Source organism: Caballeronia sp. LZ024, from assembly GCF_031451455.1.
GTDB classification, from domain to species: domain Bacteria; phylum Pseudomonadota; class Gammaproteobacteria; order Burkholderiales; family Burkholderiaceae; genus Caballeronia; species Caballeronia telluris.
The window spans coordinates 573,848-592,116 of the sequence record NZ_JARUXL010000001.1 but is presented as its reverse complement, the minus strand read 5'-3'; the positions used below and the strand labels follow the sequence as shown (position 1 = coordinate 592,116).

At 66.0% G+C, this 18,269-nt stretch carries 15 protein-coding genes and 2 pseudogenes; 7 read left to right on the top strand and 10 right to left on the bottom strand.

All coding sequences use genetic code 11. The features are described 5' to 3' along the window. Positions 1-8: 8 nt before the first annotated feature. Positions 9-1,388: a CoA transferase gene (locus tag QCE48_RS02855; protein WP_309786226.1), complete on the bottom strand. Its 1,380-nt coding sequence runs from the start codon at positions 1,386-1,388 to the stop codon at positions 9-11. Positions 1,389-1,501: 113 nt separating this feature from the next. On the opposite strand from QCE48_RS02855, the gene mdtD reads away from it, so the two are divergent. The 3 genes from mdtD (at position 1,502) to QCE48_RS02840 (ending at position 6,324) form a co-directional block, all read left to right on the top strand. After that, a complete protein-coding gene (gene mdtD / locus QCE48_RS02850) occupies positions 1,502-2,950 on the top strand; it encodes a multidrug transporter subunit MdtD (RefSeq protein ID WP_309786227.1) in 1,449 nt (482 codons plus the stop codon). Between the two features lie 260 nt (positions 2,951-3,210). Further along, a complete protein-coding gene (locus tag QCE48_RS02845) occupies positions 3,211-4,485 on the top strand; it encodes an EAL domain-containing protein (RefSeq protein ID WP_087630863.1) in 1,275 nt (424 codons plus the stop codon). A 327-nt stretch (positions 4,486-4,812) separates the two neighbouring features. Further along, positions 4,813-6,324, top strand: coding sequence for a Dyp-type peroxidase (locus QCE48_RS02840; protein WP_309786228.1), 1,512 nt, complete (start codon positions 4,813-4,815; stop codon positions 6,322-6,324). 109 nt (positions 6,325-6,433) lie between these two features. Here QCE48_RS02840 and QCE48_RS02835 read toward each other — a convergent pair whose 3' ends face one another. Further along, positions 6,434-7,123 (bottom strand): CBS domain-containing protein, encoded by a 690-nt coding sequence (locus QCE48_RS02835; RefSeq protein ID WP_309786229.1) that lies wholly within the window; start codon positions 7,121-7,123, stop codon positions 6,434-6,436. A 277-nt stretch (positions 7,124-7,400) separates the two neighbouring features. Here QCE48_RS02835 and QCE48_RS02830 point away from each other — a divergent pair, with 277 nt between their 5' ends. Next, complete coding sequence (locus QCE48_RS02830) at positions 7,401-7,670, top strand: hypothetical protein (protein WP_309786230.1); 270 nt, start codon at positions 7,401-7,403, stop codon at positions 7,668-7,670. A 144-nt stretch (positions 7,671-7,814) separates the two neighbouring features. Here the strand turns inward: QCE48_RS02830 and QCE48_RS02825 are convergent, their stop codons facing one another. From QCE48_RS02825 to QCE48_RS02790, 8 genes and pseudogenes are all read right to left on the bottom strand, one after another. Then, a complete protein-coding gene (locus QCE48_RS02825) occupies positions 7,815-8,600 on the bottom strand; it encodes a hypothetical protein (protein WP_309786231.1) in 786 nt (261 codons plus the stop codon). A gap of 152 nt (positions 8,601-8,752) precedes the next feature. Beyond that, positions 8,753-9,133 carry a potassium channel family protein gene (locus QCE48_RS02820; protein ID WP_309786233.1) on the bottom strand — a complete coding sequence of 127 codons (381 nt, stop codon included), beginning with the start codon at positions 9,131-9,133 and terminating at the stop codon, positions 8,753-8,755. A gap of 14 nt (positions 9,134-9,147) precedes the next feature. Continuing rightward, positions 9,148-10,161 (bottom strand): DUF2955 domain-containing protein, encoded by a 1,014-nt coding sequence (locus QCE48_RS02815; protein ID WP_309786234.1) that lies wholly within the window; start codon positions 10,159-10,161, stop codon positions 9,148-9,150. Positions 10,162-10,168: 7 nt separating this feature from the next. Next, the gene (locus QCE48_RS02810; RefSeq protein ID WP_309786235.1) at positions 10,169-11,293 is read right to left on the bottom strand and encodes an HlyD family secretion protein; all 1,125 of its coding nucleotides are present in this window, start codon (positions 11,291-11,293) and stop codon (positions 10,169-10,171) included. Beyond that, on the bottom strand, positions 11,290-12,822 hold the full coding sequence (locus tag QCE48_RS02805) for a TolC family protein (RefSeq protein ID WP_309788289.1): 1,533 nt from the start codon (positions 12,820-12,822) through the stop codon (positions 11,290-11,292). Before QCE48_RS02805 ends, QCE48_RS02810 begins: the two co-directional genes overlap by 4 nt. A gap of 30 nt (positions 12,823-12,852) precedes the next feature. Next, positions 12,853-13,962, bottom strand: coding sequence for an AI-2E family transporter (locus tag QCE48_RS02800; protein ID WP_309786236.1), 1,110 nt, complete (start codon positions 13,960-13,962; stop codon positions 12,853-12,855). Further along, positions 13,943-14,161: pseudogene (locus QCE48_RS02795) on the bottom strand (hypothetical protein); the annotation flags it as partial. The pseudogene QCE48_RS02795 and the gene QCE48_RS02800, both read right to left, overlap by 20 nt. A 278-nt stretch (positions 14,162-14,439) precedes the next feature. After that, a complete protein-coding gene (locus QCE48_RS02790) occupies positions 14,440-14,943 on the bottom strand; it encodes a hypothetical protein (protein ID WP_309786237.1) in 504 nt (167 codons plus the stop codon). A gap of 173 nt (positions 14,944-15,116) precedes the next feature. Between QCE48_RS02790 and QCE48_RS31805 the strand changes: the two are divergent. The 3 genes and pseudogenes from QCE48_RS31805 to QCE48_RS02775 all read left to right on the top strand — a co-directional run. Beyond that, a pseudogene (locus QCE48_RS31805) lies at positions 15,117-15,470 on the top strand (hypothetical protein); the annotation flags it as partial. Between the two features lie 144 nt (positions 15,471-15,614). After that, positions 15,615-17,180 (top strand): ATP-binding protein, encoded by a 1,566-nt coding sequence (locus tag QCE48_RS02780; protein WP_309786239.1) that lies wholly within the window; start codon positions 15,615-15,617, stop codon positions 17,178-17,180. Then, a complete protein-coding gene (locus tag QCE48_RS02775) occupies positions 17,170-18,258 on the top strand; it encodes a glycosyl hydrolase (RefSeq protein WP_309786241.1) in 1,089 nt (362 codons plus the stop codon). Before QCE48_RS02780 ends, QCE48_RS02775 begins: the two co-directional genes overlap by 11 nt. Positions 18,259-18,269 lie beyond the last annotated feature (11 nt).

Here is an 18,269-nt window from a genome sequence, read left to right as displayed (position 1 = left end):
CCGCGCGTTCACCAGCGCGGTTCGTCGGTGCCGATCGGCACCGACGGGCGCGCCCAGCGCGGCGGCGTCGCGGGCATGCGTTCGGCCGGCTGCGTGCAGGTGAGCTTGCCGAAAGGCGAGGCCATCGTCAGCAGCGCGTCCTGCACCTCGTCGAAAGTTGGATCATGGGTGCGCTGGCCGTCGTCGAGCGTGCCCATCGCTTGCAGCCAGCGGCCGGTCTGCGCGAGCGACACCCGCACGAGCCAGCTTCCCCCGTCCCTCGCGCGGCGTTGCAGCGCGACCATCGCGCCGAACGCCGCGAGATAGCCCGTCGCGTGATCGAGCGCCTGGCACGGCAGATGGCGCGGCTTCGCCTGGCCGGCCGCGCGCGCCTCGGTCCACGCGATGCCGCTCGCCGACTGCACGAGACTGTCGAAGCCGCGCCGGGTCGACCACGGTCCTTCGTGCCCATACGCCGACACCGTCACGTAGACGATGCCGGGCCTGATCCGCGCCGCATCGCCGGGGCCGAAGCCGCGCGTCGCGAGCGCGTCGGGCCGGTACGATTGCAGGAAAACGTCGGCCTGGCCGAGGAGCGCGCGCAGCGAATCGCGGCCGTGCGACTCGCGCAGATCGAGCGTCGCCGAGCGCTTGCCGCGCCCGTTGTCGATCACGAGCGGCGCGATGTTCGGCAGATGCGGACCGTTGATCAAGAGCACGTCGGCGCCGTGCTGCGCGAGCGTGCGCCCGCCGACCGGCCCCGCGATGATCCGTGACAGGTCCAGCACGCGCACGCCCGAGAGCGGCGCGGCGCCCGCCGGATCGCCGATCGGCATGGCGGGCGCGTCGCCGATGCGCTCGATTTCGAGGAGCGGCAGTTTCGCCAGCGCCTCTGCCTGCGGCAGCGCGGCCCATTCGTCGGGCGAGCGGATCAGCGCGGCGCAGAGTCCCGCGTCGCCCAGCGCCTGATCGAGCGCGGCGCCGTCGCGGTTTCGGATCGCCGCCGCGACCGACGCGGGATCGTCGGCGCAACCCAGCAGTCTCACGATGCCCGCGCGATGGTGCGCAAAATTCGCGTGAAGCTGGATCCAGCGGCGGTCGCCTGTCTCGAAGAAGCCCGTCAGCGGATCGCGCAGTTCGGGCGCGGGGCCGTCGTCGACCCGCAGATAGCGCTCGCTGCGAAACGCGACGCACGCGCGCCGTGCGTCGACTTCGACGGGCTGCTCGCGGCCCGTGCGCGCGCGAAAGCACTCGGCGGCGGCGAGCGCCTCGGCGGCGATCACGGCCGTCGCAAGCCGCGCCACGCGATATACCGAAGGCAATTGCGGATCGCCGCCCGTCACCGTGACGCGCGACAGCGCGGCGGGATCGCACCGCGCCGCGTGCCAGACCTGTTCGAGCGGAGTCATCGAAATGCCCCTGACGGGTTGCCGGAACCGCCAGTCTACGGGCGGCACGAAGCGCGGATCAACCGTAAAATCATGGGCCTTCGCCCTTCAAAGGCCGCGCCGCGCCCGCCCTCATGCCCGACACCCCGACCTCGCCCGCTCCCGCCACGCCCTCCGACCGGTCGCTCACGATCATGCTGTGGCTCGTCGCGACGGGTTTCTTCATGCAGACGCTCGACTCGACGATCGTCAACACCGCGCTGCCCGCGATGGCGAGAAGCCTCGGCGAAGCGCCGCTGCGCATGCAGGGCGTCGTGATCGCGTACTCGCTCACGATGGCGATGATGATTCCGTTCTCCGGCTGGCTCGCCGACAAGCTCGGCACGCGGCGCGTGTTCTTCAGCGCGATCCTCGTGTTCGCGATCGGCTCGCTGCTGTGCGCGAACGCGCAGTCCCTCATGCAGCTCGTGATCTACCGCGTCGTGCAGGGCGTGGGCGGCGCGATGCTCTTGCCGGTCGGGCGGCTCGCGGTGCTGCGGGTGTTTCCGGCCGAGCGCTATCTGTCCGCGCTCGCGTTCGTCGCGATTCCGGGGCTGATCGGCCCGCTGATCGGCCCGACGCTCGGCGGCTGGCTCGTGCAGATCGCCTCCTGGCACTGGATCTTTCTGATCAACGTGCCGGTGGGCATCGCCGGCTGCATCGCGACACATCTCTACATGCCCGACAGCCGCAACCCGGCGACGCCGCCCTTCGATCTCGCGGGCTATCTGCTGCTCGCCGTCGGCATGGTCGCGCTGACGATCTCCCTCGACGGCCTCGCCGACCTCGGCCTCGCGCACGCGATCGTGCTCGTCCTGCTGATCCTGAGCTTCGGCTGCTTCGTTGCCTACGGTCTGCACGCGACGCGCGCCGCCCAGCCGATCTTCTCGCTCGATCTCTTCAAAATCCACACGTTCAGCGTCGGCCTGCTCGGCAACCTGTTCGCGCGGATCGGCAGCGGGGCGATGCCGTATCTGATTCCGCTGCTGCTGCAGGTGAGCCTCGGCTATAGCGCGTTTCAGGCGGGCATGATGATGCTGCCCGTCGCGGCCGCGGGCATGCTGTGCAAGCGGCTCGTCACGCGCCTCATCGAGCGTCACGGCTACCGGCGCGTGCTCGTCGTGAACACGGTGCTCGTCGGGCTGATGATGGCGAGCTTCTCGCTCGTGAGCGTCGATCAGCCGCTGTGGCTGCGGCTCGTGCAACTGGCGATCTTCGGCGGCGTCAATTCGATGCAGTTCACCGCGATGAACACGCTCACGCTGAAGGACCTCGGCACGGGCGGCGCGTCGAGCGGCAACAGTCTGTTCTCGCTCGTGCAGATGCTCTCGATGAGCCTCGGCGTGACCGTCGCCGGCGCGATCCTCGCAACGTTCACCGGCATCCTGCCGCGCGTCACCGAGAGCAATTCGCTGCCCGCCTTCCACGCGACTTTCCTGTGTGTCGGCGTCATCACGGCGGCGACCGCGTGGATCTTCGCGCAACTCGCGCCGGAGATCCGCGCCGCGGCAAAGCGCAAACCCGATCCGTCCGAATCGAACTAGGCATGCCTGCGAATTCCGCCGTCCGGTCGTGCGCGACGCACACGAACAGTGCGCGCGGCACCGCCTCGCGTCACGGCCGCGCCTCGGTCGAGACAGCGCGCCGGCGCGCATCGCGCGGGCGGCCCAATGAACACACAAATCCGCCCGACGAACGCGAATAAACGCCAAACGCGCATGGTTCTTGCTCGGACGGACAGGCGCCTATCCTGTAAACTCGATCGTTACGTCAATTCGTCAGCGCACCCGACAGCCCCAACACCATGAGCATGGTTGATCTCGACCCTCCCCGCTTCCAGCCGCCGCGCCCCGTCGCCGGCGACGATGGCTCGCGGCGCACCGTCCTGTACGGCGAATACACCGTGTTCAGCGTGTTCCAGCCGGTGTTTTCCGTGTCGCACCGGCGCGCGGTCGGCTATCACGCGTCGTTGCGCGCGCGCGACGATGCCGAGCGGCATGTGCCGTCCCACGAAGTCTTCACCCAGGCCGCCCGGCGCGGCGACCTGCTGGAACTCGGACGGCTCGCGGAATCGCTGCATCTGGGCAACTTCTTCGCCTTCGACAGCCACGACGAATGGCTCTTCCTGAGCCTGCACCCCGCCGCGCTGATGGACATGAGCTACGGCGACGCGCTGCTCGCCGCGCTGAAGGAACTCGGCCTGCCGCCGCAACGCGTCGTGCTGGAAGTGCCCGAGCAGGCGGGCGGCGAGACGACGCGCTTCACGGAGATCATCGATTCGCTGCGCAAGTCGGGTTTCCTGATCTCGCTCGACGGCTTCGGCGTCAAGCATTCCAACATCGACCGCGTGTGGCAGCTGCGGCCGGATATCGTGTCGCTCGACCGCTGCATCCTCCAGCAGGCGAGCGAGCACAAGCACATCGAGCGCGTGTTGCCGGGGCTCGTGTCGCTGCTGCACGAATCTGGGCAACTGGTGCTGATGGGCGGCCTCGCCACCGAACGCGACGCGCTGATCGCGCTGGAATCGAATGTCGACTTCGTGCAGGGCGCCTATTTCGCCGGACCGAACGTCGATGCCGTCAAACCGCAGGCCGCCGCCCATCTGATGGATACGCTGTCGGCCGCGTCACGCGAACGCGCCGCGGCGCGCGAGCGCGCGCAGGCGGCGCGGCTCGAACCGTACGTCAGCGGGCTCGAAGGCGCGGCCGCGCGGCTCGTCGGCGGCGATTCGCTCGCGGCGGCCACCCGCGACCTGCTGCAATTACTCGACACCGCGCGCTGCTTCCTGCTGGATCACGCGGGCCGCCAGATCGGCGACAACGTGGTGCCGGTCGTGCGCACGTCGCAGCGGGCGAAGCGCTTCAGTCCGCTCCTGCACTCCGAGGGCGCGAGCTGGGAGCGCCGTCCGTATTTCATCGAGGCGCTGCGCGCGCCCGGCCGCGTGCATCTGACGGCGCCGTATCTGTCGATCAACGAGGCGCACCTGTGCGTCACGGCGTCGATCGCGGCACAGACGCCGCACGGCCTGCAGGTGCTGTGCGTCGACATCAACTGGGACGCCGCCATCCGGCGCGTCTGAAGCGCGGCATTTCGCGCCATCGTCGTCGGCGGCCCGATGCGCCGCCGACGACGTTCTCACTCCCTTCCGCTCTCACCCGCAAGATCGTCCTAGCGATTCGTCAGATCGTCATAACGCTGCGAACCGGAAGCGCACTACGCTTGGGTTTAGCTTTCGGCCGCCTTGCGCGTCGGTTGCCGGGCTCGATTGACCTTTGATCCCCCTTTGATCCGCTCGCGTTCCGCTTAACGCGACGCGCGAGCGACGCGTCCGAGACAAAGTCGCCCGATGCTTGAGTCGGATCGTGGCCGGGCTTGTCCCAACCCGTTTCATCCGGAGCCGCAAAACATGCCTTCACTCACCACCCTCCTCGATACCCCCGTGCGCTGGACGCAAGCCGCCGTCGACGCCGATACGCGCGCCTTCCTCGACGATCTGCAAGCGAACATCCTCAAGGGCCACGGGCGCCATCACAGCGCGCACGTGTTCATGAGCTTCCAGGGCCTCGACCCGGACCAGACCGCGGGCATCGTCCGCGCGCTGGGGCAGGCCTGCACGAGCGCCTACGAGCAACTGCGCGCCAACAAGCGCCTGCCGCCCTTTCTCGACGGCGGCACGCTGCGAACCCTCTTTCTCAGCGCGAGCGGCTATCAGGCGCTCGGGCCGAACGTCGAGATTCCGCCGGGCGAGGCGTTTCGCGCGGGCATGGCCGATCGCGCCGCGGATCTGGGCGATCCGGATCGCTGCAAGTGGGACCACGAAGGCTGGGCGGACACGAAGCCCGACGCGATGTTCCTGATCGCCGACGCCGACCCGCAAGCCGTCGCGGCCGACGCCGACGCCGTCAAGGCATGGCTCACGCTGACGGGCGTGACCGTCCTCGCCGTCGAGCGCGGCCTGCAGCAGACGCGCCATTTCCGGGCGGGCGTCGCGGAAGGCGTCGAGCATTTCGGGTATGTCGACGGCCGCAGCCAGCCGCTTTTCCTGCAGGAAGACATCGACGAGGAAGCGCTCTCGACGGGCGGCTGGGACTTCCGCTTCAAGCCGTCGCAGTTTCTGGTCAACGATCCGAACGGCAGCGGGCCGATGTCGGCGGGCAGCTACTTCGTGTTCCGCAAGCTGGAGCAGAACGTGCGCGGCTTCAACGCGGCCGAGGATGCGCTCGGGCGCAAGCTCTTCGGCATCACCGCCGAAGAAGGTGATCTCACCGACGCGCAGAAGGTGCAGCTCGACCGCGCGGGCGCGATGGTCGTCGGGCGTTTCGAGGACGGCACGCCGCTCGTGCTCTCGGATCACGAAGCCGGTCTCGCGCCGCCTAACAACTTCGACTATGCCGGCGATCCGAATGCCGCGAAGTGTCCGTTCCACGCGCATATCCGCAAGGTGAATCCGCGCGGCGACATCGAGCGCATCACCGGCGCGATCGATCTGGAACCGGGGCGCCGGCCGATCATGGCGCGGCGCGGCATCACCTACGGCGCGCTGCGTCCGCACAGCGCCGACCTGAGCGAATTCGCCGATGCCGGGCACGAGCCGGAAAAGGACGTCGGGCTGCTTTTCATGGCGTACATGGCGAACATCGAAAATCAGTTCGAGTTCACGCAGAAGTCGTGGGCGAACAACAAGGCGTTCGTGGCGAACATCGTGCCGTCGCAGATGCGGCCGTCGACCGGGATCGATCCGATCATCGGCCAGACCGCCGATGCGCCCAGTCACGAGCACACCTGGCTCGACGGTCACACGCCGGGCGCGCAGCCGCAGACAATCGGCTTCGATGCGTTCGTCACGATGAAGGGCGGCGAGTACTTCTTCGCGCCGTCGCTCACGTTCCTGCGTGGCGTCGGGCTGCAGGCGGTGTAGCGCGCGGCTCGCGATGCCGCTGGTTCGGCGCTTCGGGCGGGCAACCGCCCGAAGCGCTTTTTGTTACGCGCATGGCGGAGTTGGCGGCGTCTCGGGTCTGCGCTGCTGCTTACTTCGCCTCGGGCGCCGTCGGAGGCTCGGTGTGCATCACGACCTCCTTCACGCCCGGCACGGTCTCGGCGGCAACGCGAATGGCGCGCCGTTCTTCGTCGCTGCACGCAATGGCAAAGAGATGCGCGATGGCGTCCTTCACGATCACGCGCTCCCGCGGAAGCGCCCAGCGATGACCCGTCATCGCAACGAGAATGGCGTCTCGCAGACCGGCGTCGTCGCCTTCGGCCACGGCCGGCTGCTTCGGGACCACCGTCACGAGCGCGCGGATCAGGTTGGCACGGCTGACGACACCCACCAGCTTCCCATCGCGGACGACGGGCACGCGCTTGATGCGCCGCGCGTCGAGCAACTCGGCGACCTCGGCGATAGGACACGCTTCGGCGATGGTGACGATGTCGGTGCTCATCACATCCTTGACCTTGGTCGCGTTCTCCTTGACATACATGTTCGCGAGATCGGTGGTCGACGCCAGCGATTCCAGCCACCACGACTGACGTTTGCCGGTTCCGATTTCCTCCCGGCGCATCAGGTCGCCTTCCGTGACCATGCCGACGAGTTTGCCGTCCGGATCGATCACCGGCATGCCGCTGATGCCGGCGAACACCATCGTTCCCGCCGCGATGCGCACGGTCATTTCCGGATCGGCGGTGATGACCGACGTCGTCATGATGTCGACAGCTCGCATGTGCGTCTCCTTCAGTTGGACGGTCCGTCTCGTCGACGGCGTTCGACCTATTGTGCTATCGGAATCGTGCGACGATCAAGCCGCTCGCTTTTCTGTCCGCCGGAACTGAGAGAGTAGAACACGAGTCTGCACGAAGCCAGACGTTTCAAAGACGCCGCGTGCGAATTCGCTCCCGGCGGCGTGCGTTCGTGCCATCATGGATCGTCGGCAATGGAAGGCTCGCGACGAGCAAGCGAACGCGGACCGCCTCTTCAACCGGACACGGAGGAGCGTGAAAATGGTCGAATCAAGATTCGGATTCTGGAGCACGACGGGCGCCATGCTTGCCGCCGCTGGACTTCTGGCGCTATCGGACGCGGCACTCGCCACCACTCAGTCGCAACAACGCCAGCAAGGCAGGAACGCAAACCAGGCTGCCAAGCACGAAGCGCGCACCGGCAAGGTCGACTGCCGCGCCGCAAACCAGAAGAGCAACTCCCAGTGCCGGCAGGACAAGCGCGACACGAAGCAGGAAGGCCGTCAGCAAAAGCGGGACATCAAGTACTGACGAAGCGCGTTGGTCGCATGGCGTGCGCGCTGCGGCGGAACGCATCGGCCGCCCCGCGACAGTTGTGACCGAGCCTTGTGCGTTTCGCCGGGTGCAACACCGCAGGCCGTTGTCTCGCGCCGAAGCGCCATCAGAACTTGAAAATCAGAACTTGAAAGTCACGTTCACGCTCGGGCCGTTAAAGCGCAGCGTTTGCACGAGTTGATCGCCCGAACCGTAGAACGCGAGGTAGCGATAGAGCAGGCCGAAGTCGACGCGCCTCGTGGCGTAGGCCACCCCCGTCAGTGCCTGCCATGTGAACTTCGAGCTGCCCGCCCCCACGTCGAGATAGAACGGGATGTACCACGCGCCGTCCCGCGTGATGGTTGCTCGTCCGCGCACGCCCGCAAAACCATTGAAGAGGTTCTGCATCTGTCCCACGTGGAAGTCCGAACTGGCGCCGGGTCCTGAGCCGACGGTCGCAGCGACGCCGACGTCGAGTGTGCCCTTCACGCCGAGATAGCGCATCCCCGCGACCGCATCGAGGTATCCCCATTCCCGCCAGACGAGCGTGCGGCTGGCGCCCAGCTGAATCAGCGTGCCCGCGAAACTCGTCTGTGCGTCCCGCTGCGTTTCGCGCGTGCCGAGGACACCGTTCGTCGCATTGATGGACGCCTCGTGGCGGCCGAAGTTGAGGTAGATGCCGTCGGCGAAGATGCTCCACTCGCCCTTGCGCGCTTCCCCCTGCAGCATCAGCGCGAATCTCAGGTTCTGCAGATAGTTGTATGGGCCGCTGGACGCGTCGGCGCCGCCGCCGGGCAGCGTGAAGCGCAGCGTCCCGCTCACGTTGGGCAACCAGAGGTACGGTCCCACGGCGAACTGCCACTGCGTGCCGGCATCGACCGGGGCGGAGTCGGCCGCGAACGCCCAGTCGCCTGGCGCAGTGGTCAACGCAGCCGTCGTTAATGCGGCGAAGCATGTCGAGCGTCGAGTCATGATATTTCTCCTGTCTCGCTCCACGCGGATGCGTATTCGGCACGCGCCGGCGCATTGCGGCGCGACCGCCAGCCTGCCAGGCTCGTTCTTCCGGCGGCGCCGCGAGACTAACTCTCGTGGCTCGCCCGGCGCGCCGCCTCCTGCACGCCCCTGACGGCCGCGGCGACGATCAATCCCGTGAACACCATGCCGACGACGCCCAGCAACACCGCGTCGATGCGCCCGAAGGTCGAGGTCGGGACCACGTCGCCGTAGCCGATGGTCAGCGCCGTGATCGCGCAGAAGTACACGGTTTCCGCCATCGGCGAAGGTGTTCGCTTTACCGTCTCGACCGGCGCTCCCATGTAATACATGGCGAGCGTCAGCAGCACGAACAGGACGAGAAGCCCGGCCAGGATCGCTCGCAGATACCAAAGCGTTCTCCCCGATTCCCGCAGGATGTCGCGTGCCCGCAGGTGAACCACCGTGTCGCGCGTCGCATTGCCCATTGCCGGCACCTCCCTCATCGCGCGCGGCTGCGCTGCTCGAAAATCAATAGCATCAGACTCGCGTAGACCGTGACCGCCACGAAGAGCCCCATGCGCACCGCGAACGCCGTGTAGACGTCCTTTCCCGCAGCGCTGTCCTGCACCGACTGGCCGAGCAGGATGATCATCGTGATCAGGCTGTTCAGCCAGAAGCCCGTCGAGTAGCGCGTCGGGTCGATCCCATAGAGCTTGCGCCCCACCAGCAGGCCGAACAGCAGCATCCACAAAAAGAACATCCATAGATGCACGAAGAGCCTGAGCGCAAACCAGAACGCAATCGCGAGCAGACCTCCGAGCAGCGTGGAACCGATCAGATCGCGCGCCGCGCTGCGAGCGGTCGTGGTGCAGCTTTGTCTGCCGAGACTGACGGACTTCATGATGATCGGCATGTAGCTCGCCGGATCGGCCATCGCGAGCAAATACGCCGGCATGACCACGAGCGCGGCGCGCAGCGCGATGCGCACCGCCTGATCGTCCGGCATGGCCCGGGCGGCGGGCGGCCCCCGCGCGCTCGCGGGCTCGGGAAACAGCATGTGAGTGACGCCCGACACCAGCACGGCAAGCACGAGTCCCTGCACCAGCGCGCCGACGACCGTCGCGGCCAGCTGGAAGTCGGCGGTTCCGGCAGCGGAGATCATCGTCAGTCCGGCCGCGAGGAACGTCGAGACCAGATTGTTCCCGCCGCGCAGACCATAGCGAAACGCGAGGAAAAGCAAGAGGCCGACGAGCATCACGCCCGCGAACGCGTAGTGCCGAAGCAACGGGACGAGCAAGAGGCCGCTGCCCGTCGTCAGCGCGACGACCAACGCGAGGGCCACGCCCGTCTTGATCGACAGCGGGCGCGTCTGCGTGGCGAGCAGAAAGACGGCGAAGACCGGCGCGACCACGGGAATCGGCAGGTCGAGTGCAAAGCTGATCGAGAGACACAGCGCGGTCCCGACGGCCATGCGCAACGTTCGATAATCAGGGTGCCGAAGCTCGCGTTGCATGGGCGTCTCAGTAGAGGTACGAAAACCAGCTCATCACGCGCAGGAACACGCGGCCGAGCGGATTGAGCGGATTGCCCGAACCGGGAAACGCCATCACCTCGGCCTGCCCGCCGACACGAACGTTGTGCAGACGCGCCCGCTCACCCTGATCGAACTCGACAATCACAGGAAAGCGTTGCGCGGGGCGCAGCCAGTCGCGGCTGTTCTGCACGGTCGGCAGGCTGCCGGGCGGCGTAGGCTGCCCCACGCTCACGCCATATCCGATACTGCGAATCCGCCCCTGGAACACTTCGCCCGGCAGTGCGTCGAGCGCAATCGACACGGCCGTGCCGGGCTGCAGATGCGCCAGATTGTTTTCGGTCATGTCCGCGCTGACCCACACATCGCGGATGGCAATCAGCGTCATGACGGGGTTGCCGGCCGCAGCGAACTGGCCGACCTCCGCGCGCAAATCCGTGATGACGCCACCCGAGCGCGCCGTGATGCGCGTGTTGGCAAGGTCGAGTTCGGCCTTTTCCAGCCCGGCGGCGGCGGCGCGCAACTGCGCGTTCTCCGACTCGCCGCCGCCCTGCTGCTCGCGTGCCCGCTCCACTTCGGCGCGAGCCGCGACGACCTGGCTCTGGGCCTGCTCGTGCGCCGCGCGCGCCACTTCGAGGCGTCGCAGGGAGACGGTGCCTTCGTCGTCGCGGTACAGCCTGTCGAGGCGCTCGCTGTCCTGACGCGCCTTGATCTCATTCGCGATGGCCGCGCGCAACGATGCGCGCGCCGCATCGATCCCGGCCGTGCCCGCGCCGATCTGCCGGCGCGTCGACTCCAGGTCGGCCCGCGCGCGATCGACGGCGATCCGGTAAGGCTCGCCGTCGATCTCGAAAAGCACGTCGCCCGCGCTGACTTCCTGATTGTTGTGCACGAAGACGCGGGTCACGCGCCCCGACGCTTCCGCCGCGACCGACACGACATACGCCTGAACGCGCGCCTGTTGCGTGTAAGGCGTAAAGCGATCGGCGAGCAAATACCAGATCAGGCTGACGACGATCACGCACACCACCACCTTCACCGCTTTGCCCGACGGCTCGGTGGAAGGCGCCGGCGGATTCGGCGGCGTGGCGGCGGGCTCGGGCTTGTCGCTCATGGGGACGATTCTTTAGACGGACTGCCGGTGGCGGACGCATCCGGCGCGTCCAACAAGTCGCCCCAGTCGGTGCGTTGCTGCATCTGCCGGCGCGTCGCGGCATCGACGAGCGGCTGTTCCGAATACCAGCCGCCGCCGAGCGCCTTGTAGAGCGCGATCAGGCCGCCCACCGCGTTGCTGCGGTTGACGACGAAGCTGTCCTGTTGCGCGAAGAGCGCACGCTGCGCATCGAGGACGCGCTGGAAGTCCGAGTACCCTTCGCGGTAGATCGTATTGGCGAGCGTGAGCGAGCGTCGCGCGGCCCCTTGCGCGTCGTTCAGGATGGTGTCTCGCTGCAAGGCGGCGATCAGCGCCGTGGCGGCGTCGTCGGCCTCGCGCGCCGCTGCCCGCACGGTGTTCTGGTAGGCGACGGTCAACTGCTGCAGGCGCGCGTCCTGCACGCGCACGTTGTTGGTGATTCGCCCGTGATCGAAAATGTTCCATGTGACGCTCGGGCCGGCAACCAGGGCCAGCGTGTTTGGTGAGCCAGTCAGCGAACTCGCGCTCCAGACGAGCGAGCCGAGCAGCGAGACGGACGGATAGAGATCGGCTTTCGCCACGCCGATGAGCGCCGATTGCGCGGCCATCTGGTACTCGGCGGCGAGAACGTCGGGGCGACGCAACAGCAGATCCGCCGGCACGTCCTGCAACACCACATGGTCCACCAGCGGCACGACGCCCTCCTTTCCGGACTGCACGTCGAGTTCCGGCAGCGGGCCGGGCGGCCGTCCGATCAGCGCGGCCAGCGCGTGATGCGCGAGCACGATCTGGCTTTCGAACTCGGGAATGCTGCTCAGTGTCCCCAGGTACTGCGTCTTTGCCTGCTGAAGATCGAGTTCGTCGGTCTCGCCGCTCTTGAAAAGTTTTTGGGCGATGTCGAAGCTGCGCTTTTGCAACCGGGCGTTCTCGCGCGCAATGCGCAGGCGCGCCTCGGCCGTGCGCAGCGTGAAATACGTATCGGCGACCTGCGCGTGCATTAGCACCAGCGCCGCATCGCGGTTGGCTTGCGCGGCGAAGAACGCGGCGTCGGCCGATTCGATCGCGCGGCTAAAGCGCCCCCAGAAGTCCAGTTCCCAGCCGATGCTCAAGCCCGCGCCGTACTGCCAGTAACCGCCCGAGCGGGTGTTGAATCCATCCGAACGCCTGCCCGCCGAGTAGAGCACATCGGCGTTGGCCTGCTGCACCTGCGGGTAGCGTCCCGCGAGCGCGATGCCGAGTTGCGCGCGGGCCTCGATGACACGCAGGCCGGCGATCTTCACATCGCCGTTGTTGGCATCGGCTTGCGCGATCAGGCGCTCGAGGTTTGCGTCGCTGAAAATTTGCCACCACTGCCGCACGTCGGGCTGCGCCGCCTGTTGCGTGACCCGCGCGATCGACTCGCTGCTCCAGTGCTCGCGCAATCGCTCATGCGGCGGCTGAAAGTCCGGACCCACTCGCATGCATCCGCTCAGACATGCGCCGAGCAGCATCGCCAACCCGTAAGAGCGCATGAAAGGCGACACGGAAACGTCCCCGCAGCTTCAAGACTGCTTCTGTTCCTGGATCTCGACGGGCGGCGGCTGGTACGGGTCTCTCACCCATCGCCAGAACAGTTGATACCCGACTGCCAGCATCACGGGTCCGATAAACAGGCCGATCACGCCGCCCGTCACCATGCCGCCGAGCGCGCCGATCAGCACCACGGGCATGGGGACGGCGACCCCGCGGCCGAGCATCATCGGCTTGAGCACGTTATCGGCGAGCCCCGCGACGAACACATAGACCGAGAAGATGATCGTCATGACATTCGCGCCTTCCGTGACGATCACGAAGGCGATCACGGGCACGGTGATGAGCGTGGCGGGCAACTGCATGATGCCGATCAAGAGCACCGCGAGCGCGAGCAGACCCGCGCCCGGAATACCCATGACGATGAACGCGACACCGATGAGCAGCATCTGGATGAACGCGATCCCGACCACGCCCTGAGCGACTGCGCGAATGGTGGCCGTGCAAAGACCGGCGATCTGCGAGCCGTTTTCCGGGCCGAAGATGCGCGCGGCGATCTCCACTGCGCTCTTGTGGCCCAACGCGCCATACGCCATGAGAATCCCGGCGACGATCAAAGCCGCGAAGAACAGCAGCAGCCCCGCGCCGAGACCGGTAATGGTTCCGAGCAGCGCGAGAGCGGCCTCCTTGAGCTGCGGCGCGAACTTCTGCGCGAGACCGGTGAGGTCCGTCGATGCCTGCTGCCAGAAGTCATGCACCTTCTGGCCGACGAGCGGCCAGCTCGCCACCGAGTCGGCCGGCGGCGGCACGTGGAAGCTGCCACTTTTGAACATGTCTTTTGCATGCTCTATCGATTCGCCTACCGCGACGCCGAGCAGATATGTCGGCACGAGAATCACGACAAACGCGATGAGGATGATGAGCGTGGCGGTCAGTCCGTCCTTGTCGGCGAACCTGCGCCGGAGTCTGGCCTGAAGCGGATACAGCGTGATCGCGAGGATCAACGCCCAGACCATAAGGTTGAGGAACGGGGCGAAGATCCTGAAGCAGAACATGGCGAGAACCGCCACGAGCCCCGCGCGAATCAGGACATCGAGCAGTTCCTTGGACAGCACCCGCCGGCTAGTCGGTGTGAGCAGCATGACGTTTCTCCCGGCCTTCGAAGCTAAAATTCGCCATCAGGCCGGTGTTGGTCAGCACGTAACCGACGATGGGCGAATTCGTCGTCGCGATGTCGAGTGCACCGTTGGCGCCCGTCTTCGCCACCGCCACCGAGCCATCCACGCCGGCGGTCCAGCCCTTGTCGCTCGTGCGGGATTTGTTCAGCGCGCCGTCGGTCATGATTGAAATGCAACTGATTCGGTCCTCGCGCATCGGAGATTGCCGCTCACGCATCGTGCAAATCACGCCAAACGGACAACAGCCGCAAAGCGGCCGTTGAACTTGTCAGGTGAATCTCGTAACAAAACACGTCGGGTCAAGAATAGGCCTGACGCACGTCGGCAGGTATTGGACTTTGGTCCAAGGTCACGGAGGGGATGCGAGCCGACGTGACGCAATGCTTCACCCACTCGCGGTGCTCGCGTTGCGGCGAATCCGAATGAAACAGCGAACGTGATCTAGAACCGCCCGCGCCGGTCGCGTTCGTACCTCGGGTCGGGCGACTTCTGCGTCTCTCGCAGGACGCCCTGATTGTCAAACGAGAAGTTGTAGATCAGGTGATCGATGTTGTTCTCCATGTACCGATACGACCACACCTGCCGGTCCGTGCGCTTGAAGTAGGCCGTCTCGAAGGGCTTGCCGAAGTTGACGAGCACGTCGTTGCGCGTCCATTTTCCGACTTCGGCGCGATAGAACTCCGTTTCCTGCAGCACCTGGCGAACGCTGACCACCTTGCCCGACGCATCGACGTCCGCTGCGGTGGTCGTCGAACCCATCGGCTGGGTCGGCCACATCAGGCGCTTGCCGCCATTCTGGAGGTCGTAGGTTTCGCGCGGCGGTCCGAGGCGCGCGATCAGCGCAGACGAATCCTCGCCCGGCGCGACCTGCTCGTGCGGCTGCGCGCAGGCGAAGAGCGCGAGCGCCCCGAACGAGACCAGCGAGCTTGCGAATCGAATCGACATGGGTTCTCTCCCGCAATGGCGCCGCGACGGATTCAGGCACCCGTCCGCCGCTTTCTCAATCGCATAAAAGTCTTTGAAAAAGGCTCTTTGCTAACGCGATGAGCCTTTATACACTGTCCGTTAGTGCCAGCTTCCTATCCTGAGGAGGTTCGTCCCTCGTTGGACTTCACGTCATGGACAGTCAGCGTCCGTTGCCGGCCGAGGATTTCCGGCTTCTGTTCGAAGCGATACCCAGCCCGCTGTTGATCTTGCGGCCCGACTGCGCCTTCACGATTGCCGCGGCAAGCGACGCGTATCTCCAGGAGACGCTCACGGTCCGGGAAGACATCGTCGGGAAAGGCGTCTTCGACGTTTTCCCCGACAATCCGGCGGCGCCCGAGGCGAGCGCCACGACGAACCTGCGCGCTTCGCTCGCGGCCGTCGTCGCCACGAAAAAGCCCCATGTCATGGCTATTCAGCGGTATGACGTGCCCAATCGGGCGAAAGGCGGCTTCGAATTTCGATACTGGAATCCCGTAAACGCTCCGGTGCTCGCCGCCGACGGCCGCTTGCTCTATATCGTCCATCGCGTCGAGAACGTGACGGCGTATGTGCACAGTCTGGAGGCGAACGAAGCCCTCCGCGAGCGCTCGCGCTTGCTTCAGGAAGAACTGAGCAAGAGCGAAGCGCAGGTGTTTCGCCACGGCGAGGCCCTGAATGCCACCACGCTGGCGCTGCAAAAAGCAACCGAAGAAGCAGACGCATGGCGGCTCGGCGAAGAAAAATTCCGGCTGATCACCGACGCGTTGCCGCAAATCGTCTGGACCGCGCGACCGGACGGATCCGTCGATTACTACAATCAGCATTTCCGTGATTTCGCCGGTGCGCGTCCTTCGTCACCTGCCGGCACAGCGTGGGAAGAGTTCGTTCATCCAGACGACCTCGCGAGCGTGAACACCGCCTGGAGCCGCAGTGTGACGACGGGCGATCCCTACGAAACGATGTTTCGCGTGCGTCACCATTCCGGAGCATACCGGTGGACACTCGCTCGCGCGGTTGCGGTCCGGGACAGCGACGCCGCGATCGTCAAATGGATCGGCTCGAATACGGACATCCACGAAAAGGTTCTGGCCGAGCACGAGCTGCGCGAGGCGCATCGACGCAAGGACGACTTTCTCGCGATGCTCGCGCACGAATTGCGCAATCCGTTGGCGCCTATCGTCGCCGGGGCGCAGATGCTGTCGATGCTGCGCCCCGAGGATGCGCGCGTCGTGCAGGTCGGCGAGGTCATACAGCGGCAAATCGGTCATATGAAGAGCCTGATCGACGGCCTGCTCGATGTCTCGCGCGTGACGCGAGGTCTGATATCGCTCGACAAGCGCGTCCTCGATATTCATCAGATCGTGTATGAGTCGGTGGAGCAGGTCCGGCCGTTGATCGAGGCACACAAGCATCGCCTGACGCTGCAACTGGCCGCGGAAGTCCTCTGCGTCTGTGGCGACCACAAGCGCCTGGTGCAGCTTCTGAGCAATCTGCTTAACAACGCGGCGAAGTACACCGCGGACGGCGGCCGGCTGATCCTGACGACGAAAGCTTCGCCGACCGAAGTGATCGTGAGTGTCGAGGACGACGGCATCGGCATGACGCCCGACCTGCTGCAAACGGCGTTCGATCTGTTCCAGCAAGGCGGACGGACCGCCGTGCGCGCCGAGGACGGCTTGGGCATCGGGCTCGCACTGGTGAAGAGTCTGGTCGAGCAGCACCGGGGAACGATCAGCGCAACCAGCAAAGGGACCGACCAGGGCAGCGAGTTCATCGTCCGGTTTCCACGCGTGGAAGGCGAACCTGCCGGCGTGATCGACGACGAGCGCAAACCTGTCCACCTGGAAGCCAGGTCGCGCCGCGTTCTCGTCGTTGACGACAACGTCGATGTGGCCGACTCCCTCGGCATGGTGCTGGAGGTGCTCGGCAACGCGGTCGTGGTGGAGCACGAGGCGCAAAGCGCCATCAGACGCGCCCGCCATGAACCATTCGACGTGTTCATTCTGGACATCGGGCTGCCCGGCATGAACGGCTACGAACTGGCTCGCGAGCTTCGCGCCGTGTCGGGCGCCGAAGACGCCATCTTTGTCGCGTACACCGGATACGGTCAGGACGAGGACCGCCGGCTGTCGGACGAAGCGGGGTTCGCTCATCATCTCGTCAAACCGGCCGGGATTCATGAATTGCAACAGGTGCTCGCGGATCATGGCGACTAGTCGTCTCGCGACCGTCACGTCGCGCAGAACCTTTCTCTCGATGATGCTGGCCTCGGCCGGCAGCGGCGTACTCACGGCGTGCGGCGGGGGCGGCGGCGGGCCGTCCACGGACAACGTCGGCAAGGCGCCCCAGCCGGTTGCATCGGCGCAAGGTCTTTTCTACGGCATGAACGGCCACATGGGATTTGGCACCGGCATCTATAAGACGATGTCGGCCGCCGAGCAACTCGCCATCCTCAAGGATCTGGGCGTGACCAATTACCGCTGCGACGTCGCGGGCAGCGTCATGTCGCAGGTGCTCGCCGACGCGTTGAAGGGCGCGTTCGCGGGCAGCGGCGTCTCGATCCTGCCCATGCTCAATCCGTACTCGGCCGGCTGGGACTGGAGCAGCACGGAATCGGCGGCGTACACGCTCGGCCACGACCTGGGCGTGAACTGCGCGCGGCCGCTCAAGGGGCTCGTGACGCACATCGAATGCGGCAACGAACTCGACGTGCCGCTCAAGATCGGCGGCGACGGCAGTCTCTCCTCCGACTGGAACCCGGCCTTCTGGCCGTCGTTTCGCGGCGCGCTGCGCGGGATGATCGACGGCGTGAAGTCGATCGATCCGTCCATCAAGTGCGGCGTCAACGTCGGCATTCCGATGGCCTATCGCGCGTTGCAGATGTTGTGGAACGGCGTTTCGCCCGATGGCAGCGCCGCGGGTGTGTCGGGCGCGGCGGCGCTGCGCTGGGATTTCACCACGTATCACTGGTACAAGAGTTCCGGCGACATCCAGTGCGGCGGACGTTTCAACGCCTGCGTGGACGTGTTGCAGGTGCTGAAGGATTCCTTCGGCGTGCCGATCTGGCTGACGGAGTGGGGCTGGGCCGGCAGCGGGGACACGCAGCAGTCGGCCGCCGACTACGTGACGAAGGCGCTCAGACAATACCGGTCGATCAGGGACAAGTACAACATCGAATCGGTGATGATGTACTGTGTGATCGATCCGGACTACGGGCTGATCCAGGCGGACGGCAAGTCGAAAAATCCCGCGTACTTTGCGTTCAGAGACTTCGTCGCGGCGAATCCGGCTTGAGTCGAAAGGAC